The 25,726-nt window shown below is 44.2% G+C and carries 23 protein-coding genes; 13 read left to right on the forward strand and 10 right to left on the reverse strand.

Features of this window, described 5'->3' with window-relative positions:
• Positions 1 to 83: 83 nt before the first annotated feature.
• Entirely contained in the window at positions 84 to 1,121 is a 1,038-nt protein-coding gene (locus tag ACED28_RS07100) for an iron ABC transporter permease (protein WP_029225469.1), read from the forward strand.
• A complete protein-coding gene (locus ACED28_RS07105) occupies positions 1,121 to 1,903 on the forward strand; it encodes a heme ABC transporter ATP-binding protein (RefSeq protein WP_017100823.1) in 783 nt (260 codons plus the stop codon). The genes ACED28_RS07100 and ACED28_RS07105 overlap by 1 nt, the downstream gene beginning before the upstream one ends.
• A gap of 393 nt (positions 1,904 to 2,296) precedes the next feature.
• Here ACED28_RS07105 and ACED28_RS07110 read toward each other — a convergent pair whose 3' ends face one another.
• Positions 2,297 to 2,758, reverse strand: coding sequence for a TetR/AcrR family transcriptional regulator (locus ACED28_RS07110; RefSeq protein ID WP_009845738.1), 462 nt, complete (start codon positions 2,756 to 2,758; stop codon positions 2,297 to 2,299).
• A gap of 529 nt (positions 2,759 to 3,287) precedes the next feature.
• Between ACED28_RS07110 and ACED28_RS07115 the strand changes: the two genes are divergently transcribed.
• The gene (locus ACED28_RS07115) at positions 3,288 to 3,587 is read left to right on the forward strand and encodes a YfcZ/YiiS family protein (protein ID WP_009845739.1); all 300 of its coding nucleotides are present in this window, start codon (positions 3,288 to 3,290) and stop codon (positions 3,585 to 3,587) included.
• 36 nt (positions 3,588 to 3,623) lie between these two features.
• On the opposite strand, the gene ACED28_RS07120 is transcribed toward ACED28_RS07115, so the two are convergent.
• Positions 3,624 to 3,926: a YnjH family protein gene (locus ACED28_RS07120; protein ID WP_012600256.1), complete on the reverse strand. Its 303-nt coding sequence runs from the start codon at positions 3,924 to 3,926 to the stop codon at positions 3,624 to 3,626.
• A gap of 101 nt (positions 3,927 to 4,027) precedes the next feature.
• On the opposite strand from ACED28_RS07120, the gene ACED28_RS07125 reads away from it, so the two are divergent.
• Positions 4,028 to 4,627: a hypothetical protein gene (locus tag ACED28_RS07125; protein ID WP_017102755.1), complete on the forward strand. Its 600-nt coding sequence runs from the start codon at positions 4,028 to 4,030 to the stop codon at positions 4,625 to 4,627.
• 133 nt (positions 4,628 to 4,760) lie between these two features.
• On the opposite strand, the gene ACED28_RS07130 is transcribed toward ACED28_RS07125, so the two are convergent.
• On the reverse strand, positions 4,761 to 5,867 hold the full coding sequence (locus tag ACED28_RS07130) for a 1-acyl-sn-glycerol-3-phosphate acyltransferase (protein ID WP_029223825.1): 1,107 nt from the start codon (positions 5,865 to 5,867) through the stop codon (positions 4,761 to 4,763).
• Between the two features lie 175 nt (positions 5,868 to 6,042).
• Here ACED28_RS07130 and ACED28_RS07135 point away from each other — a divergent pair, with 175 nt between their 5' ends.
• Complete coding sequence (locus ACED28_RS07135) at positions 6,043 to 6,669, forward strand: hypothetical protein (protein WP_017097078.1); 627 nt, start codon at positions 6,043 to 6,045, stop codon at positions 6,667 to 6,669.
• A gap of 122 nt (positions 6,670 to 6,791) precedes the next feature.
• On the opposite strand, the gene ACED28_RS07140 is transcribed toward ACED28_RS07135, so the two are convergent.
• Complete coding sequence (locus ACED28_RS07140) at positions 6,792 to 7,283, reverse strand: hypothetical protein (protein WP_371709558.1); 492 nt, start codon at positions 7,281 to 7,283, stop codon at positions 6,792 to 6,794.
• Between the two features lie 22 nt (positions 7,284 to 7,305).
• Positions 7,306 to 7,827 (reverse strand): nicotinate-nicotinamide nucleotide adenylyltransferase, encoded by a 522-nt coding sequence (locus tag ACED28_RS07145; protein ID WP_009845745.1) that lies wholly within the window; start codon positions 7,825 to 7,827, stop codon positions 7,306 to 7,308.
• A gap of 109 nt (positions 7,828 to 7,936) precedes the next feature.
• Between ACED28_RS07145 and nadE the strand changes: the two genes are divergently transcribed.
• A complete protein-coding gene (nadE, locus tag ACED28_RS07150) occupies positions 7,937 to 8,767 on the forward strand; it encodes an ammonia-dependent NAD(+) synthetase (RefSeq protein WP_371709559.1) in 831 nt (276 codons plus the stop codon).
• A 107-nt stretch (positions 8,768 to 8,874) separates the two neighbouring features.
• Here the strand turns inward: nadE and ACED28_RS07155 are convergent, their stop codons facing one another.
• Complete coding sequence (locus tag ACED28_RS07155) at positions 8,875 to 10,716, reverse strand: MOSC N-terminal beta barrel domain-containing protein (protein WP_371709560.1); 1,842 nt, start codon at positions 10,714 to 10,716, stop codon at positions 8,875 to 8,877.
• Positions 10,717 to 10,934: 218 nt separating this feature from the next.
• Between ACED28_RS07155 and ACED28_RS07160 the strand changes: the two genes are divergently transcribed.
• From ACED28_RS07160 to ACED28_RS07175, 4 genes are all read left to right on the forward strand, one after another.
• Entirely contained in the window at positions 10,935 to 11,093 is a 159-nt protein-coding gene (locus tag ACED28_RS07160; protein ID WP_008215717.1) for a YqaE/Pmp3 family membrane protein, read from the forward strand.
• 192 nt (positions 11,094 to 11,285) lie between these two features.
• On the forward strand, positions 11,286 to 12,314 hold the full coding sequence (gene pyrC / locus ACED28_RS07165) for a dihydroorotase (protein ID WP_371709561.1): 1,029 nt from the start codon (positions 11,286 to 11,288) through the stop codon (positions 12,312 to 12,314).
• A gap of 171 nt (positions 12,315 to 12,485) precedes the next feature.
• On the forward strand, positions 12,486 to 13,703 hold the full coding sequence (locus tag ACED28_RS07170; RefSeq protein WP_241909256.1) for a GGDEF domain-containing protein: 1,218 nt from the start codon (positions 12,486 to 12,488) through the stop codon (positions 13,701 to 13,703).
• A 224-nt stretch (positions 13,704 to 13,927) separates the two neighbouring features.
• Positions 13,928 to 14,854, forward strand: a complete 927-nt coding sequence (locus ACED28_RS07175; RefSeq protein ID WP_371709562.1) for a M14 family metallocarboxypeptidase — start codon at positions 13,928 to 13,930, stop codon at positions 14,852 to 14,854.
• A 203-nt stretch (positions 14,855 to 15,057) separates the two neighbouring features.
• On the opposite strand, the gene ACED28_RS07180 is transcribed toward ACED28_RS07175, so the two are convergent.
• The gene (locus tag ACED28_RS07180) at positions 15,058 to 16,665 is read right to left on the reverse strand and encodes a BCCT family transporter (RefSeq protein ID WP_269334650.1); all 1,608 of its coding nucleotides are present in this window, start codon (positions 16,663 to 16,665) and stop codon (positions 15,058 to 15,060) included.
• 484 nt (positions 16,666 to 17,149) lie between these two features.
• Complete coding sequence (locus tag ACED28_RS07185) at positions 17,150 to 17,722, reverse strand: malate synthase (protein ID WP_004731899.1); 573 nt, start codon at positions 17,720 to 17,722, stop codon at positions 17,150 to 17,152.
• Positions 17,723 to 18,191: 469 nt separating this feature from the next.
• Between ACED28_RS07185 and ACED28_RS07190 the strand changes: the two genes are divergently transcribed.
• The gene (locus ACED28_RS07190) at positions 18,192 to 19,619 is read left to right on the forward strand and encodes an NAD-dependent succinate-semialdehyde dehydrogenase (RefSeq protein ID WP_371709563.1); all 1,428 of its coding nucleotides are present in this window, start codon (positions 18,192 to 18,194) and stop codon (positions 19,617 to 19,619) included.
• Positions 19,620 to 19,779: 160 nt separating this feature from the next.
• On the opposite strand, the gene ACED28_RS07195 is transcribed toward ACED28_RS07190, so the two are convergent.
• Positions 19,780 to 21,966: a malate synthase G gene (locus tag ACED28_RS07195; protein ID WP_371709564.1), complete on the reverse strand. Its 2,187-nt coding sequence runs from the start codon at positions 21,964 to 21,966 to the stop codon at positions 19,780 to 19,782.
• A gap of 174 nt (positions 21,967 to 22,140) precedes the next feature.
• Positions 22,141 to 23,094 carry a LysR family transcriptional regulator gene (locus ACED28_RS07200; RefSeq protein WP_009845781.1) on the reverse strand — a complete coding sequence of 318 codons (954 nt, stop codon included), beginning with the start codon at positions 23,092 to 23,094 and terminating at the stop codon, positions 22,141 to 22,143.
• A gap of 141 nt (positions 23,095 to 23,235) precedes the next feature.
• Between ACED28_RS07200 and ACED28_RS07205 the strand changes: the two genes are divergently transcribed.
• The gene (locus tag ACED28_RS07205) at positions 23,236 to 24,834 is read left to right on the forward strand and encodes an isocitrate lyase (protein WP_017102743.1); all 1,599 of its coding nucleotides are present in this window, start codon (positions 23,236 to 23,238) and stop codon (positions 24,832 to 24,834) included.
• A gap of 212 nt (positions 24,835 to 25,046) precedes the next feature.
• A complete protein-coding gene (locus ACED28_RS07210; RefSeq protein WP_032499336.1) occupies positions 25,047 to 25,640 on the forward strand; it encodes a hypothetical protein in 594 nt (197 codons plus the stop codon).
• The last annotated feature ends 86 nt before the right edge of the window (positions 25,641 to 25,726 follow it).

Raw genomic sequence — 25,726 nt, forward strand, 5'->3', positions numbered from 1 at the left:
TACTTGCTCAATCCTCATTACTGCGTCGCTTTCGCAAAATCGGTTACGAGGATTGAAGCTAGTGATAGACATTGAGGCTCTTTATGTTGTTACGATCCGTCCCACTAAAAACATCGATGTTAGGCTTTGGCGCTATCCTAGTCTTAACCGCGCTGTACTCGGTCACCGTTGGGCCTATGGACATAAGCTTAGCTGACAGCGCAGCCAGCCTATTCCAACCCAGCAATGACTTAGCTCCCCACATCAATTTGGTGATTCAAGAGATCCGCTTACCGAGAACCATCTTATGTATGCTAATCGGCGCGATTCTCGCATTATGTGGTGCGGTCATGCAGGGACTGTTTCGAAACCCGCTTGCAGAACCTGGGATCATAGGCGTCTCTGCCGGAGCTGCATTAGGCGCGGCGTTGGCCATTGTTCTTTTCTCTGAGCTTTCACTTCAATACCCTGCTTTTATGAACTTTGCGGCCGTACCAGTATTTGCCTTTTTAGGTGGCGCTTTAACCACCCTGCTAGTTTATAAGCTAGGTACGGGAAAATTTGGTACCTCGGTGACCATCATGTTATTAGCGGGTGTTGCGATCAGTGCATTGTCAGGCGCAGGTATTGGCTTCTTGAATTTCATTGCTGATGACCAAATGCTACGTGATCTTTCGTTGTGGTCGATGGGTTCATTGGCGGGTGCTAAGTGGTCCGGAATTTTACTTGCTGCTGTCACACTCGTTGGATTGTTTGTTGTTTTCTACCGCCAAGCAATGTCACTGAATGCTCTATTACTGGGCGAGTCAGAAGCGCAACACCTTGGCATCCCAGTACAGAAACTCAAGCGAAAGCTGATTCTACTGACGGCTGCGGGCGTTGGTATCACGGTTAGCTTGTCTGGCATGATTGGCTTCATCGGACTGGTTATTCCTCATTTAGGTCGTATGTTGGCTGGCCCTGACCACCGAATTCTGTTGCCACTATCAGCAGTGTTAGGCGCGTTACTATTAACAGCTGCAGACATGGCCTCACGCGTGGCACTGGCTCCAGCTGAATTGCCAGTTGGTATTGTCACTGCAATCATCGGCGCTCCATTTTTCTTGTATCTACTATTTCAACAGAAAGGGAGAATCCTTTAATGTTTCCTGCAGCGTTAAAAGCAACCGACATCGAAGTGAAGTTCGGCAACAAAGTGATTTTAGATGGCGTTTCTATTGAGATTGAAGCAGGAAAGGTAACCACACTACTTGGACCAAACGGCGCAGGAAAAAGTACGCTGCTGAAAGCTTTATGTCAGGAGATATCGAGCACTGGTGATATTCAGTATTTTGGACACACCAAAAACAAGTGGTCTTCTCAAAAGTTGGCTAAGCACTTGGCGATGCTTCCTCAACATAGTACGTTGACCTTCCCTTTTCTGGCACACGAAGTTGTCGAGCTTGGTGGTATCCCGTTGCAAGAGTCCAACAAGAAGCTCACTAGCATAGCTAGCCAGAAAATGGATGTTGCCGATGTGTCTCACCTAAGCAAAAGGCTCTACCCTTCTCTATCTGGCGGTGAAAAACAGCGTGTTCACTTGGCTCGAGTGCTAACCCAACTTCACTATTCTGGTGACCAATGTATCTTGATGCTTGATGAACCCACATCAGCACTGGATCTTGCCCATCAGCACAACACGTTAAAGATCGCGAGAGAGTTAGCCGACAACCACAATGCCGCGGTTATCGTAGTTTTACATGACTTAAACCTAGCCGCTCAATACTCAGATCGATTGATAGTTTTGAAAGAGGGAAACTTAGTTTGCGATGGCAGCCCTTGGGAAGCACTTAAGCCTTCGATGATTGAAGATGTGTACGGCTACATAAGTATTGTAGAAAAGCACCCAACCATGAACTTCCCCCAGGTTCATCCCGCACAATAAGCTCGATTAAGAACAGGTTCGTTTTGAGTATTCGCTTTCTCTAACAACCACACCATTCACCGCCTCGATTTCTTCGAGGCTTTTTATTGTCTCACAGCCCCTCTCTCGCCTTAAAATCAATTTTGTTAGCTACCATGGCAATACCCCTTAAAACGGCTCACCTTGAGCGTTTGAGGCTCTAGAAATAAACACCATCAGTTAATGTTAGTAAGCTTTTAGTTACTCAGAAAGATGCAGGCGAAACCCTAAATATCTAAAAAGAAAAGAAATAACTTTATTCAGCACAAAGACAAGATAACGACAACGGTGTGAGAGCTAGAGGAAAAAAGAAAGAAAAGTGAAACTACAGGTACAAAAAAAGCCCCCTCAGGAGCTTCTTTCATTGCGTGTTGATTATTGGCTCATATGAATCAATGACTTACCAATCAACCACTCTAGTTCTTTACCACTAGCATCACCAAACTGAGTTTCAGTTAGCTTGTACAAGCGGTCGATACCGTTTGCCGCAAACTCATGTGCATTCTCGGCAGTAACGATATGATGGAAAAGTAAACGTAAGATCGCTAGGAACTCAGCATCTTCAAGTGCTGCAACCCAGCTAGCCGAAAATGCATCAAGGCCATTTTCAAAGTCAATGTGTTCCATAAACATCTTGAAAATACGACCGTCTAGAGCAGCAGTAAAATCCGTTTTCTTTGGAAAGTGATGACTTATACCTGTACGAGAAACGCCTGTTTGTTGACTCAACGTCGTGTATGACATTTTGTCGTAACCCAATCTCAATAACTGGTCTACAACGGCATCCATGATCTTCTGGATCGTGATTTCTGTATCTTCTTTACTACGCTTTGGCATATTCAGGTTCTTCTCTTTGTAAATCCATCTAACTCAACCGAATGAAGTCAGAATGAAAATCGTTATCAGCATTATGTGAGCAAGGTATTTTTTCGCAAGTATTTCCATTAAATACCCACAAATACTTTGTACGAACAATTTTACAGTGTTGCCTCTTTGGGCACTTTGTTTAATTATTCTTCGAAAATCACCTTACAATCCTAAGTCGATAAGTTTAAATAACTACTTAGAATATGAAATACCCAACGAAAAATTCATTGTATAAATAACTGTCAAGCGATAGATACTCTTATAAAATCAATCCTGGCGCAACTAAGTGAATGATATTCTGACAAATAAATAACGTACCTCTTCAGGAAAACGTGATATTAATCACATACATATTTATCGTCGCGAATATACATATTCATTAAATATCCTATCAAACAGCATAGCATACCAGTAAAAATTAGTTCAAAGATTTTGATTTTTGTAGATACAGTTCAAATTGCTCGCTAGAATAACCGCAGACTTTGTAAGAGGATTATTTATGAGCCAAGATATTGGTAACAATGATGTATGTGAGGCTTGCGGCTGCGCAGGTGAAATCGGGTTTATCATTAAAGAAGGCGACGATGTTGCCGAAGTAACGGTTTACGGTAACTCTAAAGCACTCATTGAAACTGAGTTTGCTAAGTACGTTGAGCTTGCTAAACAAGTGTCTAGCAACGTTGAGTTTGAAGCATCAGAACTGACAGAAGAAAGCACAGAATTAAATGCTCGCTTTAAGTTTGAAGTCAGCGCTGAGAAGATTATTTTCGAACTTAAGACTCGCTCTCTAGCACGTTAATATAAGCACCAACACTCATACCAATGAAAGACGAGTTTATTTCTCGTCTTTTTTTATAATCTCAATCCAGCCTAGAGCACCATTGGTCTCAAAATCATTTTCGGCAGCACATCGAATCAACACTCCTGAAACTTCAACGACCGCACCTAGGCTATAGGCCTTATCATCATAATAACAAACTCGTTGCTGTGAACCACTCTGAGTGACGACGACTGCAGCCTTAGCGGGCGTTGATATTATTTTATTAGCATTCGCTGATGCTGAACAAAATACAGAAGTTACAATCACAAAGCCTTTTAGAATTTGACGCTTTATTTCAATCACAGATTCGCCTTTCATTGTGTTCTATTCTTTTTTACCGACCAACAAATGAGTAAAACACTATGCGAGAATAATTTTTTCATTATAGTGTTAACGTCTATCGTAATAAGAAGCTTGTTATGCTCCGAATAATCGTACTTATTATTGGTTCTTTAACCATAACAAATGTGACTGCAGAACCACTCGATCAGTATCAAATATTGAACCATCTGGATAATTACGGAAACTTATATTTACGAAATAAGCCCTATACATCACTACCGACAGGATTGGTCGTCGATGGCAATTTAAATATAGAAAACACCGCAATCACTCGCCTTCCCAAAGGGTTGGAAGTTAACGGAAGCCTTAAAGGCGGTAACAGCCTACTAGCCCGAGTTCCATCGGGCGTAAAAATAAAAGGCTACGCCGACTTGATAGGAAGTAAGATTACCCGTTGGCCAAGAGGTGTGAGAGTGGGTGGATTCATCAACCTCACAGATACCCCCCTAATACGGCTTCCCAACGGCTTTAGAGTAAAAGGAGACCTAAGCGTGATCCGTACTCCTTTAACCGAGCTACCAAACGGGATAGTGGTTGATGGCGATTTATATATTGGCGGATCTGCAATTACAGAATTTCCCGATACCATGACGGTCAAAGGCAATATCTACCTAGGTGGTAACACGATTACCACGTGGCCGACCCAATTAGATCTTGGTGGTGCTGTTGCTCGCTAACCTGCCGTTCGATTCATTGATTGATTGATTGACGGTAATAGCAGTACTTAGAAAAAGACACCTATACCGCTATAAAAAAGGAGCCTTAGGCTCCTTTTTCAATTCAATCAACGAACTTGTTTGCTAACGCTCGTTAACCAATATTCTTCACTGGGTTCGCATAGCTATCGATCAAGTACTGACGAGCACCTTGTGGCAAACTCGATAGTTTATCTTCAAACTCTTGCTTCACCGCAGCTGTAATCGACTCGTCTTCTTTTTCTGCAGCCAGTAAGTTCACAGGAAATAGTTTGTAGTTATCATGGATCTGGCGGTCAATCTCTTGAGCAAGTGCTTCAGGCGTATCGAAATCTTGGTCAATAACCTGACCAAAACCAACATGAACACGCCCTTTATTACCGATGATGCCTTGAATGATACTTTCGATATCTTCAAACTCACCCTTTTCGTAACTGCCGTTTACGTCTTTTTCAAAAAGCTCTATTGCTTTCGCGGTGTCACATGGATCGTTTTCGTATGAAATAGCCACAGGAACGATCTTCAATGATTTCACGTACTCAGGAAATACGATTTTTTGCTTACGCCCTTCAACATGGAACATCTTCAGAATTGCTGGCTCTGTGAAGTCATTGCCGTCTTTTGCACGACCTTCTTTCTGAGCGATCCAAATAGAGTTACCTGTTTCTAGAGAGTGCTTAATGTACGAAGACAATTGTCCAAGCGCTTTCATCATTTCACGTGGCCCTTTTAGAGAACGCTTTACGATGAAGCTTTTGTTCAGACGCATCAATTCAGTCGCACATGGCTTCTTTAGTAGGTTATCACCAATGGCAATACGGCAAGTTTGATGATTTTTCAGATGCAAAGCGTAATTAACTAACGCTGGATCCATAGCAATGTCACGATGGTTTGATACAAACAGGTACGCTTGGTTCGCATCCAGTGACTCTAAACCCGTGTATGTCACCCCTTTGGTGGTTTTAGCGAGCGTATCGCGTAAGTACTTTTTCACTTCGATCTGAATGGATTCAACGCTAGTCAGCTTGCTCCATTTCATTTTCAAGTACACTCGCAAGATCGGGCTCATTAACGCTTTGAACCAAGACGCATGGTTTGAAAAACGATAGTGCAAGATCGCACTGATAAATTCTTCATCATTAATAAGACGGTTTAGTGCCGCTGGAATTTCATCATCGCCGTAAGGACGAATATCAACATATGGATCGGTTGGAGAGGTCATTTTTTCATTCATATAATAAAAAGCTGGCTCATTCTACGCGTTGTTTTGACTTATCGCAGCTACAGAGCCCATACTTTTGACAAGGTCAGACCAGAAACATCGAAAATGCCCTGTTATTATTGGCATTCTTTAAGATTAACGGTAATCTTGACGCCCCAAGACTAAGGTACTATCTATGAACTTCGCTATTGAATATACATCGGCTTACTTTTCACACCTGGTGATTACACCACGCAAAAAAGTACTTAAGCATAGCCTTGTATCGGTTCAAAGTGGTTTGGTTTTGATTAAGCTGGGCAAACAAGAGTATGCCGTCGAGCCAGGTCAGAGCGTCTGGGTTCCATATGACTGCCTAACATCACTGACCTACTTTCCAAACACACAGGTCAATCGTGTCGACTTTTCTGTGCGCTTGACGGATTCATTCCCAAGACAAGCGGGATACGTCACGCAAACGAACCTCTCTTCTGCGTTGCTAGAAAAGCTAGAAGTTACTAAGTCTCGTAGTCTAAAAACGAATAATACTGAGCAAGCGTTTAAAGATATGCTTTCTGTATTGAAGCAAGAAGTGTTGTCGTTTAAACCACTGCTTTGTGAAAGTGCTCTGTCTCAGCGATTCAATCAATGGAATGTTGATGATTCGAACTTACCGCAAGAGCACACATTGGTGATGGTAATGCGCGAGGCGAAGAAACGAATGCAATCAGGTCAGAAACGTACTCTTGTGATTGATGACCTGTTCTCAGGTAAAGAAGAAGAGTTCGAGCAACTGTGCATGCTCGTGTTTGGTGAAGATTTATAGCTTGGCGGTAAGTGAGAGCTGGTATTAAAACTAGCAAGCCAAATACTAAAAAGCCGCAAAAACTCAGTTTTCGCGGCTTTTTTAATTCTTAGCACTTAGACAGAAAAGAATGAACTACCTGTCTAGAATGGCAGCTCAACCTGCATCATTAAGTCTGCATCACTAGAGTCATGCCAACGGTAATCAAAACGCATACGCGGCTGCCCTTCTACTTTATCACCAAAACCTATGCTCAGCTGAAGACCATGGTTCATCAACCACTCTTCTGTCGACATATTATACTGTTCATCTTCCAGCTCTTCTGGAAACCACATACCGAGACCAACATAGTTAGACTCAATGCTCTGAGTTAACAAAGGCGCATCTTTGCTTTGAATAACCCAATCAGACCAGTAATCAGGCTTAGTTTGAGGTTCTGGTTCGCTTAACCCACTAAGCTCCAACATACTTTGGCCGAAAGCTTCAAGGCTCGTAGAAAAGTCTAAACAGCTATTTTCGTCATCAGAAGTCAGCATTACCGAATCTAGGCTAAAAAAATCACACTCAGCATATGCAGGTAAACTGCATGCTGCAATGATCATCGTCGCTGGTATCGCGCGCTTTAGCATAGTCATCAGACCTCTTGAGTGAGTGAATCTACATTATTGTATACAGTCCACTATCTTGCAATATCTTTGTAACTGACTTTGTACTCAGTTTTGCAACATCGCTTCCACTTATCAGTGCATTGCGGATATCAGTACTACGAATTTTCACTTTTTCAGGGCAAGCCATTACAGACCACTGCTCAGTAATCTCATCTGATTTATAAAAAGATGAGAACTTAAAGAAGTTGTCAGGACCTATAACGAACGTGAGTTCCGCATCACGATGTAACTTCTGAAGTGCGCTGAGCACCGCATAAGTCGTTACGCTTTCACCTGGAGTAAATAGGCTCTTTTCGACCAAAGAAAGCTCCACTTGCTCCAATGAAAGATCGCTAATAAATGCGTTAACTAACTGACATCTCGTATCAAAGTCTAGCATCTCTTTTCCCCAAGCATGTGCAATACTTGGAACGAGCAGGATTTTGTCAAAGTGAGCCAATGAATCAATCACACTTTTATGCCCTAAACTCGGTGGATTAAACGCACTACCGAAAATGGCTATTTTTTCCATTACTTATTACTGCCTTCTCTTTCTAAGCTTGTGCAAAGAGGTTTTTAAATCGGATGATTTAGGTATGATAACACTAGATTTTTAATTTGCTTGCAGGAAAGGAATACGAATGGAACAGTTAATTCGTGACGAAATGCGCGTACTACCTTCAATTGACCCTCACTTCGAAGTGACTCGTCGTGTGGAGTTTATCAAAACGAAACTTCAACAGTCAGGATGCAAATCACTGATCCTTGGTATCAGTGGTGGTGTCGACTCAACAACCTGTGGCCGCTTGGCACAGATGGCCGTTGATAGCCTAAATGAAAGCGCTGGTAGCGACGAGTACCAATTCATCGCGGTTCGTCTACCTTACGGTGAACAAAAAGATGAAGACGAAGCACAGCTTGCTCTCTCTTTCATTCAGCCTTCTCAATCTGTTTCTGTCAACATTAAAGCGGGTGTTGACGGGCTTCACGCAGCCTCTCACGTTGCTCTTGAAGGCACAGGTCTACTACCAACAGATTCAGCAAAAATCGACTTTGTGAAAGGCAACGTGAAAGCTCGTGCTCGCATGATCGCACAATACGAAATTGCTGGTTACGTTGGTGGTCTTGTCATCGGTACCGACCACTCAGCGGAAAACATCACTGGTTTCTACACTAAGCACGGTGACGGCGCATGTGATTTAGCACCACTATTTGGTTTGAACAAACGCCAAGTTCGTGAGCTTGCAGCAACGTTGGGCGCTCCAGAGCAACTTGTTAAGAAAGTACCCACTGCTGATCTAGAAGAGCTTGATCCACAGAAAGCCGATGAAGCAGCATTGAACCTTTCTTACGATCAAATCGATGATTTCCTTGAAGGTAAAACAGTACCTCAAGACGTATCCGATCGCTTAGTTGGCATCTACAAAGTAACACAGCACAAGCGTCAACCAACCCCAACGATCTACGATTAATCTTTGAATTAGCTCAGAATCAAAAAGGCCGGAAGCTCATTTACGAACTTCCGGCCTTTTCTATTTAGTGTTCTTTAATGCGTTTTTCGTAATGATCTAACGAGTCGTTAATCTACAACTTCGATATCGGTTTGAGGCACGCTACAACACGCCAAGATCTGCCCCATATTACGTTCATGATCTTGCAATGCAGGGACATCCGGTTGATGAACTTGTCCGGACTCAAGCGTCACTTTACAAGCACCGCAGAAACCCGCACGACAACTTGAAGCAATAGACACCCCCGCCGACTCCGCTTGCTCTAGCAAGGTTGATTGATTATTACCTTCGAACAGGTAGCCGTTCACACTTAACTGTAGCTGCTTCACCGTCTCTTCTGTTGACTGAGCGACACCAAACGCTTCTTGATGGTAATGCTGAGGGTTGAGCCCCATTTGAATCAGCAGTTTCTTAGCATTATCCATAAAGCCGTCAGGGCCACACACGAACGCTTGGCGCTTGTGTAACTCTTCAACTTTAGCGACATGAGACACGCTCAAACGGCCAGACAGACCATCCCACTCTTTGGTTGGTTGGCTTAATGAATAAATCACACGAAGACCCGCGTGCTCACTGGCGATCTTATCAATCTCAGCTTGGTAAGGGATGTCTTCTTCACTGCTACACTGATGGTAGAAAACCACATCACCAATCTGGCCATGATCGGCCAAATAACGAAGCATCGACAACATTGGCGTAATGCCGCTGCCTGCAGACAAAAGCAGTAACGGGTGAGTTGGATTCGCTTCTAAGTAGAACGCACCATCTGGATTTTGAGCAACCAAAGTATCACCTACTTGGAAGTGATCATTTAACCAGTTAGAGATTTGACCATCGTCCACTCGCTTCACTGAAATCGCTAAACGACCCGATCGTGAAGGACTAGAAGATAACGTGTAACGACGAGAAACCTTCTCGCCATCAATCACCATCTCAATCGGAAGATGTTGCCCTGGCTGATAGCTTGGCAATGAATGGTTTTCTTTGGCAGGCTCTAACCAAAAGGTCGTAAAGTCACGAGCGATCTCTTCACGCTCAACACACGTTAAATGTAACGACTCAACCCAAGTGTCTTCGTAGTGTTCTTTCTCTTTGGTTTCGAGTACTTCAACCACATCACCCGCTTTAACCAAACCTTCATTTTTAGCCACAAGATTCTGACCAAAGAAAACGCCACCACGCTCGTTAGCTCTGAATGTAGAGAAGGTATTAAGAGGCTCTTTTGTTGATCTAAATTCGCCACGCTCAACATCAACTGTCGTTAGGATACAACGCTCGCAAGGCTTCACCGCTTCGAACTCAACCTCACCGATACGGATACGCTTCCAACCATCTTCAGCAAAAGCTTCTGTATTCGAAACAACAAAGTTGGTCCGGAACTGATCCATAGAGTGAACTTCAGGGCTGCGGCGATTAAGCTCATCTAGAGAGGCTTGGCTGATCACTAACATTGGATAGCCGTCAGCGAAACTGACATTATGGCCAAGCTTTTCACGCACTCGATTCGATTGCTCACCAGAAAACAGCAACTCAACACGAACTCCGAGCACATCACTGAACCAATCATCGGCTTCATCATTGGTGGTGTAAGCCGTAAAATTGTCTTTCCAAACCGTTGCTGGTGCTTCTTGCATCTTGAAATTTGCATACTTTAGACGCAGCGGCTCTTTACCTTCATAAGTAAAGATCAAACCGTCTGGTTGCAGGCTTGAAGATACCTTGACCATTTTCGGATACTTACGCGCTGTCACCATTGAGCCATCAGCCAGTGCCAACATAAAACGTCTGTCGAAAGTAAGACCCTGTTTTTCGACCCAAGCAGAAGAGAGTGCGATCCCGCCCACTGATTTAACCGGAAACACATTGATTTGAGATAAAGAGGGAGCTTGATCTAAAGGTGACTGCGACATAACGATTCCAATGTTTTGTTGTTTGTCCCAATGCTAACAAATGGTTATAAATAGATAAACTGGCAGGCATTAAACACTTGATACTAAGCTAATATCTTGAGATGTTTAAATCACTGCCTTGTATACATTAAGACAGCAATGCATTAACACTCTCTATACGTTCTATAATATGAACACGGTTATCGCATTGAACTTTCATTGAATAAAAAGGATTTATCATGAACAAACTCGTCATTATCATTTTATGTGTATTGCTTCCGCCCGTTGGTGTGTTCTTCGCTCGCGGTGCAGGTAAAGATTTGCTGATTAACATCGTCCTGACCTTCTTCTTCTGGGTTCCAGGAATGATCCATGGTCTGTGGGTAGCCACCCGCTAACCCTTATTAACAAATAGATACCGAATAAAATATCCATAAAAACAAGCTCCTAACCCTGAAGAGTTAAAAATAGGATGAAATGAAAGTGCTTTTCCACTATCATCCTGTCGCCTAAACGTAAGCGATTGCTTTCACAGATTTCGCTGAGTTTAGGCTCCAACTACATAACACTTCAAATGGTGGGAGCCTTCAATGACACAACTTACGATTACTCGTCCTGACGACTGGCACGTTCATCTACGCGATGGCGAAGTATTAAAAGATACAGTCCGCGATATCAGCCGCTACAATGGTCGAGCGTTAATCATGCCAAACACCATCCCACCGGTAACCGATACCGAAATGGCTCTTGCTTACCGTGAACGCATCATGGCAGAGCAGCCAAGTGAACAGTTCCAGCCTCTAATGGCACTTTACCTAACAGACAACACAACACCTGATGAAATTCGCAAAGCGAAAGAATCTGGCGCTGTTGTAGCGGCGAAGCTATACCCTGCTGGCGCGACGACAAACTCGGATTCAGGTGTAACTTCAGCTCAAAAGATCTACCACGTACTAGAAGCGATGCAAGAAGTGGGTATGTTGCTGCTGGTACACGGTGAAGTAACGGCTCACGATGTTGATATCTTTGACCGTGAAAAAGAGTTCCTAGACACGGTTCTAGCACCGATTGTTAACGACTTCCCTAACCTGAAGATCGTTCTAGAGCACATCACGACTGCAGATGCAGCGACTTTCGTTAAGAACGCTAACGAGAACGTAGCGGCAACCATCACAGCTCACCACTTGCTTTACAACCGTAACCACATGCTGGTTGGCGGCATTAAGCCACATTTCTACTGCCTACCTATCCTTAAGCGCAACACACACCAGTTAGCACTTATCGAAGCGGCAACAAGCGGTAGCAAGAAGTTCTTCTTGGGTACCGATTCTGCGCCACACGCGAAAGGCGCTAAAGAGTCAGCATGTGGTTGTGCAGGTTCTTACACAGCACACGCTGCGGTTGAACTGTACGCTGAAGTATTCGATTTAGAAGGCAAGATTGAGAACTTGGAAGCGTTTGCAAGCCACAATGGTCCGGATTTCTACGGCATGCCACATAATGCAGACACAATCACGCTCGTTAAAGAAGAGTGGAATGTTGCTGAAACCATGCCTTTCGGTTCAGACATCGTTGTGCCAATCCGTGGCGGTGAAACGATTGCTTGGGCTGTAAAATAGTAGTCCGATGTTGTAAAGCTTAAGCGCTCATTACAACTTATAAAACACTAAGCCCTTCACATAAGTGAAGGGCTTTTTTATTATCTCTTAATACCCTTGATTCTAGGCAATTAGCGCCTAACCTTACCTTATAACCACCCAAAAAGTACGGTTAAAAATCAGCGGTAAAATATGACTCTAGACTTAGATATTCGAACTTTGTGTTTAATTATGGTGTTTTTGTCTGGTACGTACTGTATCGGTCTAGTAATCAAACAACAAAGCCAAGCTCGTATTCTAGGAATGCGCAGTTTTTTCTGTGCCATATTTTTATTAATGGTAGGGTTTTCATTACTGAGCTTTGGCTCCCACATTTCACCTTGGCTCTCAAAAATAACATCAAATATGGCAATAGCCGGCGGATTCGCTTCAATGGTGTTTAGCCTGACTCAATTAAGACAATCGCCCTCGCTCTATAGCGTTTGCGTTTTCTTGGGATTACCAGTCGTCATCGTTACCTTGATTTACTTCACCCTCTACGATGCATCAACCAATGCGAGAGTGATAACGATGAGTTTTTATATCACGTTATGTACTGTGGCCAGTGTATTGGTCATAAAAACAGGCACTGTCGCTGATGTCAAAGCAGCGCTTGTACTATTGATGAGTGTATTCAGTGCTCACTCTATTTTCATGCTAGTTAGGATCTGGATAACCCTTAAGGAACCTAATATTGACGACTTTTTACAAGCAAGTAGCATCCATCAACTTGCGTTCATCATGACTGCTATTTTGCTTAGCACGATCGGCTTCACTTACAACTGGCTTCTAAACGCCAGATTGATGCAATCACTTTATAGCTCATCAATGAAAGACAGCTTAACCCAGTTGTATAATCGCCGCGCTATGAATGAAATGTTAAGACGAGAATGGATGCGCAGCGTAAGGCATCATCACCCCTTATCGGTGATCATTCTCGATATCGACCACTTTAAACAGGTCAACGATCAACATGGTCACCAGACTGGCGATCAAGTATTGAAAAAAATAGGCATCATTCTCCAACACAACCTTAGAGCCGCAGATATACCGTTCCGCTATGGCGGCGAAGAGTTCTTGATTGTATTGCCTGATACCCGTATCGGTGAAGCATGTAAGGTAGCTGAGAAGTTACGAATAATTATCGAAGAGACCAAGTTTTGGCGACAGCAAAGTGCCAATCTGACAGCAAGTTTTGGGCTGTCTGAACTTTGGGCTGAAGACAAGGTTCCCAGTATGATTAAACGCGCGGATGAAGCCTTATATTACGCAAAAGAAAATGGTCGAAATACGGTCTGTGCTTTAACTGATGAGCAAGGAAAATTGACAAAGCAGGACTTACCTTCCCTTGCTTCACCAGTGCAACACTAGTTTTATAGAAAGCACCGATTTCGGTATCGGACGTTAGCATTTGATATAACCTAGAAAAAGGAAAAACTCATTACAAAAAAAGCAGCACAGCAAACGAGGCTATCCATAAACAACATTAAAAATACCAATCGCTTGTAACATAAGTCCACTCAATAAGAGTTGCACGATACTCTTCTGCTGATTATTCTCACTCAATCGCAACTTACTCCACAGAGATAAAAACAATGGAAAGTACTTACACCTACCCTATCGGTAAACCGGGACAAAAGTGGCAACAAGCAGAACGTGAAGCATGGTTTGCTCAAAGAACGGTTAAGCGTGAATACCAACAAGAAATTGTGCCAAAGATTAAAGCACTTGCAGACCGTTTTGACATCGAACAATACGGCGCACTGAGCTACGACGAAGCTCGCTTCCCACTTTTCGCAATTAAGAGCAAAAACTGGGACGAGTCAAAGCCGACCATTCTCGTTACAGGTGGCGTTCACGGTTACGAAACCAGTGGTGTGCATGGCGCTATCAAATTTGCAGCGACCCAAGCAGAGAAATACGCAGCGCACTTCAACATTGTAGTAGCACCTTGTGTAAGCCCTTGGGGTTACGAAGTGATCAACCGCTGGAACCCAAATGCTGTTGATCCAAACCGTTCTTTCTATGACGATACGCCAGCAGAAGAATCAGCAAACCTACGAGCTTTAGTGGCCTCTTTGCCAGAAGTATTGGTTCACGTTGACCTGCATGAGACGACAGACTCTGATGAAACTGAATTCCGACCCGCACTCGCTGCTCGTGATGGTATTGAGTACATCGAAGGTATGATCCCAGATGGTTTCTACACGGTTGGCGATACAGAAAACCCGCAACCAGAATTCCAAGCGGCAGTCATTGCTTCAGTAGAAAAAGTAACGCACATTGCGCCTGCGGATGACGAAGGCAAGATCATTGGTTCAGATGTCACTCAACACGGTGTGATCAACTACCCAATGAAGAAGCTTGGCTTATGTGGCGGCGTGACCGACTGTAAGTACGGAACAACCACAGAGGTTTACCCAGACAGCGACAAAGTGACTGACGAAGAGTGTAATGACGCTCAAGTTGCAGCGGTAGTCGGTGCTTTGGATTACGTAATTCAACATGAATTGAACGCGTAAGCTATTAGCTAATAGCTGCTCCCTAAAACTAAAAAGAGCCACAAGTGACGATTCACTTGTGGCTCTTTTTTTTGTCTTTTCTACTTGTCTTTGATTTCTTCTTGGGCATAAAAAAGCTCCCTTGCACACAGCACAAGAGAGCTTTGAAATAACGCTGAATAAGGAGTAATTAGCGAACTATATACTCCCCATACTCGATTACTTTATTTAGCGATTTCACTAACGTTTTCTTGTCCTTTATCTACTTCAGTCAGTAGACCTTTCAACAAGCTAAAACAGCCAATCAGAAGAATGATCGTAAACGGCAGTGCAGCAATGATCGTGATCGATTGCAGAGCTTGGATAGATTGAGTACCACCAATCCACAGCATTACCATTGCGATAGCACCTGAGATAACCGCCCAAACCACTTTCTGTTTAACAGGAACTTCAAGCTTACCACCCGCCGTCATGCCATCGATAACGATAGAGCCTGAGTCTAACGTTGTAACGAAGAACACAATGATCAGTGCGACCGCGAGAACTGACAGAATGCTACCGAACGAGTAAGCATCTAGCATGTAGAACAAGCTTAGAGATACGTCTGTAATGCCTTGGTCGAGGCCAAGTTGTCCCACATGGTTAATTACTTGCTCGATAGCCACACCACCGAAGATCGACATCCAAGCCGACGTCACCAATGTTGGGATAATCAGTACGCAAAGTAGGAACTCACGAACCGTCCGGCCCTTAGAAATACGCGCTACGAACATACCGAAGAATGGTGCATACGCAACCCACCATGCCCAGTAGAACACAGTCCAGCCATGCAGCCATGTTGTGTCTTCACGACCCGCACTTTGGCTCAAAGCTACGATGTTTTTCACATAGCCCGTTGCCGCAGTCGCCACAGAATCAAGCACTGTCGTAAAGTTCAATACAGCGATAAGACCAAGGAATACGAACGCTATAACCATGTTCAGGTTACTTAGGAACTTAACACCACCGTCCATGCCACGCATAACAGAGATGATCGCCAAACCCATAATCAAAACGATAATAGATTGCTGAAGGTAGATGTTGTTTTCCAAGCCAAACACGTGGCTAATACCACTTGCTGCTTGCGTACCACCTAGGCCCAATGAAGTCGCAAGGCCAAACAGAGTAACCAGTACCGTTAGTACGTCGATCACATCACCTGTTTTACCCCAAACTCGTTCACCCAGTATTGGGTAAAACACAGAACGCATTGATAGCGGTAAGCCTTTGTTGTAAACAAAGTACGCTAGACAAAGCGCCGTCATGCCATAGATAGCCCATGCATGAAAGCCCCAGTGGAATACGGTTGCACCAAGTGCCAGTTCACGGCCTGCTTCTGTAAAAGGTTCCGCATCTAATGGTGTTCCGAACCAGTTCGTGAAGAACGCGGTTGGCTCAGCAACACCCCAGAAAATAAGCCCGATACCCATACCGGCTGCGAATAACATCGCAATCCAAGATGACATCGAATAGTCCGCCGTCGCATCTTCGCCACCTAGGCGAATCTTACCCAACGGTGAAAATGCTAGAACAACAGCAAACGCTAGCATGATGTTAGCTCCCCACATAAACAGGAAGTCAAACTTTGATAAAACAGCACCCTTAATAGAATCAATAGCAGCTTTAGCGTCTGCTGGAGGAAGAGCAAGAAGAGTGATGATGAAGAGAAGAGATAAGCCTACTGAGGCTATGAAGACGGTGTTGTGGACATCCATGCCCCATTTACTGACGTTATCTTGACCAACTTGATAGTCAGTAGAATCGATACTGTATTTTTTTGATTTAAAACTCATAAATTATGATGTTCGCATATCCGAATCAACGAATATAAGGACGCTCTCCATATCCAATTACTACTTGATTGGCTCGCCGCACCACCTAAATAGAGGCGATAAAAATCACAATGATTGGTGATAAATGGACTTATTGGCTCAATCCCAAGGCGCGGATTATAGCACAGCTCAAAGCATTTTGACTGAGTTTTAGCTCAATAGTCACCCAAACCACCGTCAATAGTGATAGTCAAGCCAATAAAAACAGAATAAAATAAACAAATAAACATGTTTAAATACAGCACTTTAAATAAAAATAACGCACTGTAAAATCTCATGCAAACTTTCTAAAGATAAAATCAACAACAGCCTAATTTATTTATAGCTCTAACAAAAAAGCCCCGCTATAGGGGCGGGGAAATTACCAAAGGTAAAAGAGAAATCAGTATTCAAATGTCAGTGCTACGTCTAGCAGAGCAGCACTTCACATTTCAAAGACAGCACATTAGATCGCGAAGCAAAAACCTAGGTTATAGTCTTCGCCATTTTTTGCCGTGAACTCTTTATCTTCACTTGAAGCGTTCGGTCGACCGCTTTCATCGCCTTTCACTAAGCTCACCCAGTGACGGATGCCAGAAGAACGGCTCGCCTCAGTTTGGCCAAACGTGGTGCATGTCTCTAACTGGATATCTTGAATATCAACCAATTCTAAGTAGCCAGTGCCTTTACGAGCACCGATTGTCACTTCAACGTGTGTACCGCTTTCATCACGAAATAGGATTGCTGAAGGCTTAGACTTATCGCCGGTGAAAGCAACAAAGTGCTTCGCTCGTTTTAGGCCAGTATGTTCGCCATTTTTGAAGTAAACCTGCACATGTCGATAATCAATCTCATAGCTCACTGCGTCTTCGTGTGAACCAGCCTCAAGAGGAAATAGAGTATCAAGCAACTGTTTCGCCATTTTTTGTTTTTCGAGCTGCTTGTCTGCTTTCACCATTTCTACGGCAAAGACAGCTTCAGCAATAAATGTTGAATGGTTTCTGTGAAGTTCTGTTCTGTCTAGTGTCAGCATATTCATAGTCTTTCCCTCTTACGGCTTTGAATTTCATGTAGGTCAAAAATCCTGATTGACCCTTTTCAAAATTGTTCTTTACTGTGTTGCTTCCATGTATTTCATACTACTTGTATTTTCGAAACAATTTCACAACAAAAATTTCACAGTGTTAATTTTACTAAATTGCTTTTTTACACAAACCGGAATTTTGAGCCCCCAGCCCTTTATCTAACTGGGTTGAGGACTCAGTAGAAACACTTTTACGTGTTGTTTGAATTTGTGTAATAACCGATTCAATCACAGTCAACACGCAGCGCTATGGTAATCATTTCAAGAAAAAGGGTAGGTGTTTTCATCTTGAAAACAAGAAACACTGTATTATTGAGTAGTAACCACAATCTTCGACCAATCAACGGTTGGTCGAAGTCATTTAAACACTCGCCAACCCGCATATAAGCAACACGTCTAAAGTAATCACAACAAAGGAATCACGATGCTAAACATTAAGAACCAGCACTTACTCTCTTTTATGGTGACAGAAACGAACAACGCAGTTGCAGTCACAAACCCTGCGACAGGTGAACTCGTCGGACACGCACCTATTTCATCACAAGCAGAGTTAGCAAACGCGATTGAACGTGCTCATGTTGCACAGAAAGAGTGGGCCAAGGTTCCAGCTAAATCTCGTGCTGCATCACTACACCGTTGGCACCAACTGATCCTTGAAAACAAAGAAGATCTGGCTCGAATCATGACGATTGAGCAGGGTAAACCGTTAGCAGAAGCGACAGGCGAAGTCGTGTATGGCGCGAGCTTTATTGAGTGGTTCGCAGAAGAAGCCAAGCGTACTTATGGTGATTCTATTCCTAGCACAGTCGCTGGCAAACGCTTGGTGACCATCAAGCAGCCTATTGGAGTCGCGTGTGCAATTACGCCATGGAACTTCCCTATTGCAATGATCACTCGTAAAGCAGCACCTGCCCTAGCCGCTGGTTGTAGCTTCGTCGTAAAACCTTCAGATGAAACACCGCTTTCTGCATTTGCTGTGGTTGAACTGGCTTACCAAGCGGGTATTCCGAAAGATCTATTACAAGTGGTGCTTGGCGACAGCCCTGAACAGATCGGTGAGCTTTTCACATCACACCCACGGATCAAAAAGATCTCTTTTACTGGTTCGACTCGAGTCGGCAGTATCTTGATGGCTCAAGCGGCAAAAGGCATCAAACGCACTTCTATGGAGCTCGGTGGCAACGCACCTTTTATTGTGTTTGACGATGCAGACATCGACGCGGCCGTTCAAGGCGCAATGGCGTCAAAATTCCGTAATGCGGGACAAACATGTGTCTGTGCAAACCGATTCTACGTTCACAGTAAGGTATACGATGAGTTCGTGGCTAAATTCGATAAAGCGGTTCAACAGCTTAAGATTGGTAACGGCTTAGATGAAGGCGTCACTATTGGCCCGGTTATCAGTGAAAGAGCGAAACAAAACATTCAAGGTTTGATTGACCGAGCGATTGAACAAGGCGCGACACCTGTGACGCCAACTCAAGAGCTTGATGGGCTTTTCCTTCAGCCTGTTATTTTAAAAAATGTGAAACACAGCATGGACATTGTTCAGCAAGAGATCTTTGGCCCTGTCGCTCCTGTGATGCAATTCGAGACAGACGAAGAGCTTATTGAGATGGCAAACGACACCATTTATGGATTAGCGTCGTACTTCTACAGTCAGAACATTCATCGAGTATGGAACATCGCAGAGGCACTTGAGTACGGTATGGTCGGTATTAATGATGGCCTCATCTCAACCGAGGTCGCGCCCTTCGGCGGTGTTAAGCAATCAGGTATTGGCCGTGAAGGCGCAAAAGAAGGCATCGATGAATACATGGATATTAAGTATCTGTGTTTTGGTAGTAACTAGGTCTCGGAAGTGATTAGGGCTCAGAAATAATTAAGTCTTAGTGATCACTAACCTGCCCCACTCCCCACCTTTCCCACCACAAAAATGAATCAAAAAAAAGCCGCGCTATAAAAGCGCGGCACCTTGGGCTCGGTTCAAAAAGAGGTACTTCTTTTATTATTTATTGTGCGGTTCCTTTTAGCTTCAGTCGCATCGCATGCAACACTGGCTCGGTATAACCACTAGGTTGAGCGCAACCTTCGAATACCAGCTGGCAAGCCGCTGAGAAAGCGATGCTATTTTCAAAATCTGGCGCCATGTTTTGGTAGCTTGGATCCCCAGAGTTTTGCTCATCAACCACAGCTGCCATGCGCTTCATGGTTTTCATTACTTGGGCTTCCTCGCAAATACCGTGACGTAGCCAGTTAGCGATGTGTTGGCTTGAAATACGCAATGTCGCTCGGTCTTCCATTAACCCTACATCGTTAATATCTGGCACTTTCGAACAACCGACTCCTTGGTCAATCCAACGAACTACGTAGCCAAGAATACCTTGAGTATTGTTGTCCAATTCATTTTGGATATCTTTAGCAGTCAGCTTTTGATTACCTAGTAGCGGGATAGTCAGGATATCGTCGACGTTCGCTCTCACACGTTCACGAAGCTCTTTCTGACGGCTAGGAACACTCACCTTGTGATAGTGCAAAGCATGCAAAGTCGCGGCAGTTGGAGAAGGAACCCAAGCGGTATTTGCACCCGCTTGTGGGTGTCCGATTTTCGCATCCATCATCTTCGCCATGTTGTCCGGCTCTGGCCACATGCCTTTACCAATCTGGGCTTTACCTTGCAGGCCACAAGCTAAGCCAAGATCAACGTTCTGATCTTCGTATGCGCCAATCCAAGTCATGGTTTTCAGCTGTGTTTTAGGAGCGAATGGTCCCGCTTCCATACTGGTGTGAATCTCATCACCCGTTCGGTCTAAGAAACCTGTGTTGATGAACACAACACGATCTTTAGCCGCTCGAATACATTCTTTAAGGTTAACCGAAGTACGACGCTCTTCGTCCATGATGCCGACTTTGATCGTGAATCGATCTAGACCTAATGCATCTTCAATGCGACCAAATAGTTCATTGGTGAAGGCGACTTCTTCAGGACCATGCATCTTAGGTTTAACAATATTGATGCTGTTCGCGGTCGAGTTTTGGTACGCGCTGTTACCTTTTAAATCATGCATCGCGATTAGCGAAGTGATCATGCCATCCATAATACCTTCAGGTACTTCATTACCGTCAGCATCAATAATGGCAGGGTTGGTCATTAGATGGCCCACATTACGGATAAACAACATGCTGCGGCCTTTCAGCGAGATCTCGCCTCCCGTCACGCTGGTGTATTGACGATCTGGGTTGAGGTTACGAACGATGGTTTTGCCGTTTTTCTCTAGCGACTCTTGCAGATCACCCTTCATCAAGCCTAACCAGTTACGGTAAGCCAGTGCTTTGTCTTCACCATCAACCGCCGCTACTGAGTCTTCGCAATCCATAATCGTAGTCAGTGCCGATTCCACCAGCACATCTTTAATACCAGCCACATCAACGCTGCCAATTGGCGCGCTCGGGTCAATTTGAATTTCGATATGGAGATTGTTGTGCTTAAGCAGAATGCTTGAAGGCGCACTTGCATCACCTTGGTAACCAATGAACTGGTTGCGATCGATTAGAGTGACTTCTTCGCCGTTGTCTAAGGTCGCTGTCAGTGTATTGCCAATGCTGACGTTGCTGATGCTGTATTTGGTTACGTCTTTATGGGAAACACCGTTGAGAGGTGCAGCATCATCAAGGAAACCTCGAGCGTAGCTCACGACTTTAGCGCCACGTACAGGGTTAAAGCTTCCGCCTTTTTCTGCACCATCACTTTCACTGATGACATCGGTTCCGTAGAGCGCATCGTATAAACTGCCCCAACGCGCATTAGCTGCGTTAAGTGCAAAACGTGCATTCATAATAGGCACAACGAGCTGCGGGCCCGCTTGTGTTGCAATTTCAGGCTCTACGCTTGCAGTGGTAACTTGAAAGTCTTCGCCCTCAGGGACTAAGTAGCCAATCTGCTGTAAGAACTCTTTGTACTCCACAGGATCTAGCGCTTGTCCGGCACGCTCTTGATGCCAAACATCAATTCGATGTTGAAGATCGTCGCGCTTAATAAGCAATGCGCGGTTCTTTGGAGCCAAATCTTCAAGGATGGTTGCAAATGATTGCCAAAAGTCTTCAGCGATAATGCTTGTTCCAGGAATCACCTGCTCATTAATTAATTGGTAGAGGGTGCTATCAATGTTCAAGCTTCCCTGTTGAATACGACTGCTCATAAAATCTCTCTCAAACTAACTGATGACTACTCATTAAATCTACGTAACTGGCTTAAATTCACGTTACTAGCTCAAATTTACTTTACTAACTTAAACTTACGCAACGGACATAAATTTAGCTAATTTATGCCAGTTATACTGGATATTCATATAAAAAATACCCTGCAAACTGTGTTATTCCGTCACACCACTCTCTATTTCATTGGCGACACTTTTAATCAATCGGCGCATCCACTGATGGTCTGGATTGGTTTGTAACAATGGACTCCACGCCATCTTCACCTCAAAGGGTTCAATAGCAAATGGCGCAGGTTTGATTAACAACCGAGGATTATTGCGCTGCAATTGTGCCGCTTTGGTTGGAATGGTCAGGATCAGGTTCTTCTGTTGAGCGAAGAGAATCGCCGACAGGTAGTGTCGTGTGAACACCGTGATATTACGCGTTTTGCCAATGCGCATTAATGCTTCATCTATCCAACCAAGCTTTTGCGCTTCGCTTGGGTTAATCCCAACGCCGGTGCCCATACCCGTCTTACTTACCCAGATATGTTGCGCCTTTAGATAAGACAAAATATCGAAGTTGTCCGCTATCGGGTTATCACAACTAAATAGGCAAGAGAACCCGTCGTGCCAAAGGCTCATCTGATGGAATGACTGTGGAATATCGTCAAAACGGTTGATGATAATATCAACAGTGCCTTGCTCCACATCCTGATAACTCACGTCACTTGGCGTCATAATATCTAAGCGTATTTTCGGTGCTATCTCGCTCAACTTTTTCAATAGCGGCTGAATAATGGTCGACTCAGCATAGTCGCTCGCCATGATACGAAACACACGCTCACTGTCTTCTGCATTAAACTCCGTGGTCGGTTGCAATGTCTTTTCTACATTCGCCAAGATGTTTCTTATCAATGGCTGCAGTTTATGTGCTCGCTCGGTCGGTATCATCCCTTCACTGGTTCTCACCAACAGCGGGTCTTCAAATAGATCACGCAATCGACGCAGGCCATTACTCATGGCTGGCTGAGTTATTCCCAACTGATTTGCTGCTCGTGTTACGTTTCTTTCACGCAGCAACATGTCTAAATACACAAGTAAATTAAGGTCTATACGAGCAATATTCATAAGAAAAATACCGAATATAATAACTATAAATTAACAAAATTATCACATACATGGTTATTCTTTGTCCATGGTTAGATTTAATCCAAATCGAATGACCTCGCCAAATTGGCCAACATGTCCACGTGAAACTAAGGAATAGTTATGTCGCAAATTACACAAGATATCGAAAAGATTGAAGTTGCAAAAAGCGCTGCTGGTGCTCCATGGGATGCAATCAACCCTGAATCTGCAGCTCGTATGCGAGCTCAAAACAAATTCAAAACAGGTCTGGATATTGCGCAATACACGGCAGATATTATGCGTGCAGACATGGCGGCTTACGACGAAGACAGCTCTCAATACACTCAGTCTCTGGGTTGCTGGCACGGTTTCATCGGCCAACAAAAGCTGATTTCGATTAAGAAGCACTTTGATGGCAAGACAGACCGTCGTTACCTATACCTTTCAGGTTGGATGGTCGCGGCACTTCGCTCTGACTTCGGTCCACTTCCAGACCAATCTATGCATGAGAAAACGTCAGTTGCTGGCCTAGTAGAAGAGCTATACACCTTCCTACGTCAAGCGGATGCTCGTGAACTAGGTGGCTTGTTCCGTCAACTAGACGCAGCACGTGAAGCGGGTGATGTGAATCGACAAGACCAAATCCAAGACAAAATCGACAACCACGTAACACACGTAGTACCAATCATTGCGGATATCGATGCAGGTTTCGGTAACGCAGAAGCGACTTACCTAATGGCTAAGCAGATGATTGAAGCGGGTGCATGTTGTCTACAAATCGAAAACCAAGTAGCCGATGAGAAGCAATGTGGTCACCAAGACGGCAAAGTAACGGTTCCTCATGCTGATTTCCACGCAAAACTTCGCGCACTTCGTTACGCTTTCCTTGAACTAGGCATCGACAACGGCATCATCGTTGCTCGTACCGATTCACAAGGTGCTGGCCTAACAAAAGAAATCGCGGTAGTGAAAGAGCCAGGCGACCAAGGTGACATCTACAACTCTTACCTAGATGTTGAAGAGATTGATGTTGCAGATATGGCTGAAGGTGATGTTTGCTTCAACCGTGACGGCAAGCTAGTTCGTCCTAAGCGTCTGCCTTCAGGCTTATACCAATTCCGCGAAGGTACGGGTGAAGACCGCTGTGTATTCGACTGTATTGAAGCAATCAACGCGGGTGCTGACCTTCTTTGGATTGAGACTGAGAAACCACACATCGGTCAAATCAAAGAGATGATGGACGGCGTACGTGAAGTACACCCTAATGCGAAACTGGTTTACAACAACTCTCCATCATTCAACTGGACATTAAACTTCCGCCAACAAGCATACGATGCAATGGCAGCAGAAGGTAAAGATGTATCAGCTTACGACCGTGCAAGCCTAATGAGTGCGGAATACGATGAAACTGAACTGTCTGCAAGCGCTGACGAGAAGATTCGTACATTCCAAGCGGACGCATCTCGCGAAGCGGGTATCTTCCACCACTTGATTACTCTGCCGACTTACCACACAGCAGCACTGTCTACCGACAACCTTGCAAAAGAATACTTCGGTGACCAAGGCATGTTGGGCTACGTTGCTAATGTTCAACGTAAAGAGATTCGCCAAGGTATCGCATGTGTTAAACACCAAAATATGTCTGGTTCAGACATGGGTGACGACCACAAAGAATACTTTGCTGGTGAAAATGCACTAAAAGCAGCGGGTGAAGCGAATACGTCTAATCAATTTGATTAATCGCTAACGCTAAAGCCTCCCCCGCCCTTCTCTCTTACTTAGGTAAGATCCGGGGGAAGGCTTTGAGATAAAGCTACTACTGCCAGCTTTATCTCAAAGCCTCAGATTTGTGTTCCACACCACGGTTAACCGAACAACTTCTGTTTAAGCTAACTGTATACATATTTGTTCAGATTCCTATTTGTTGAGATTCTTATTTTTTGAGAGTGCCTATGACTTCAATACCGACACACCTACAAGATGCAAAAACACTGTTATCAGAAAATGGTTTCGCAACGGGTGATACTTGGTATCACGGCACATCTTCAGCTTTACTCGCGTCTATTCAAGGTCAAGGGCTAAAGCGCTCTGGAGACAAAGCGCTCAATGAAGCCGCTTCAAAAACCATGGCGACCATCGGTAACAACTACACCGAATCGGTTGAACCAGTGTTTCTCACCCAGAGTAAAGAACTGGCGTATTACTGGGCTCAGCAAACCATTCGCGAGCGCAGCACTCGTTTTGAGGGTGAAGAGCGCCCTATCGTATTAGCAGTCAATCTATCTGAAAAACAACAAGCCAAAGTAAGGCCTGACGTTGGCGCAATGAGCCTATTAATGATGAGTGTTGGCGAGCAATTCATGGCTCACTTAACTGAGATCTATCAAAAGAACAACATCGCAGGCCCAAGCATCGAACTGCGCACTGCGGATCGTATGGATTATCTCAATAAACTTGGAATGGCCTACATTGATGAAGACATCAGTCGTGCTTGCGTGCAAGAGCTTTATGAACCAGAGCTGTCAGAGCCGGAACTGACCAGTTAATCAGGTTCATTACGTAAGCACTATTCAGAATAAAAAATGGCTCCTAAGTAGGAGCCATTTTTTATGTGCGAAGTTATTCACATGCT

It is taken from the genome of Vibrio sp. 1F253 (assembly GCF_041439295.1).
In the GTDB taxonomy this organism is placed as follows: domain Bacteria; phylum Pseudomonadota; class Gammaproteobacteria; order Enterobacterales; family Vibrionaceae; genus Vibrio; species Vibrio tasmaniensis_A.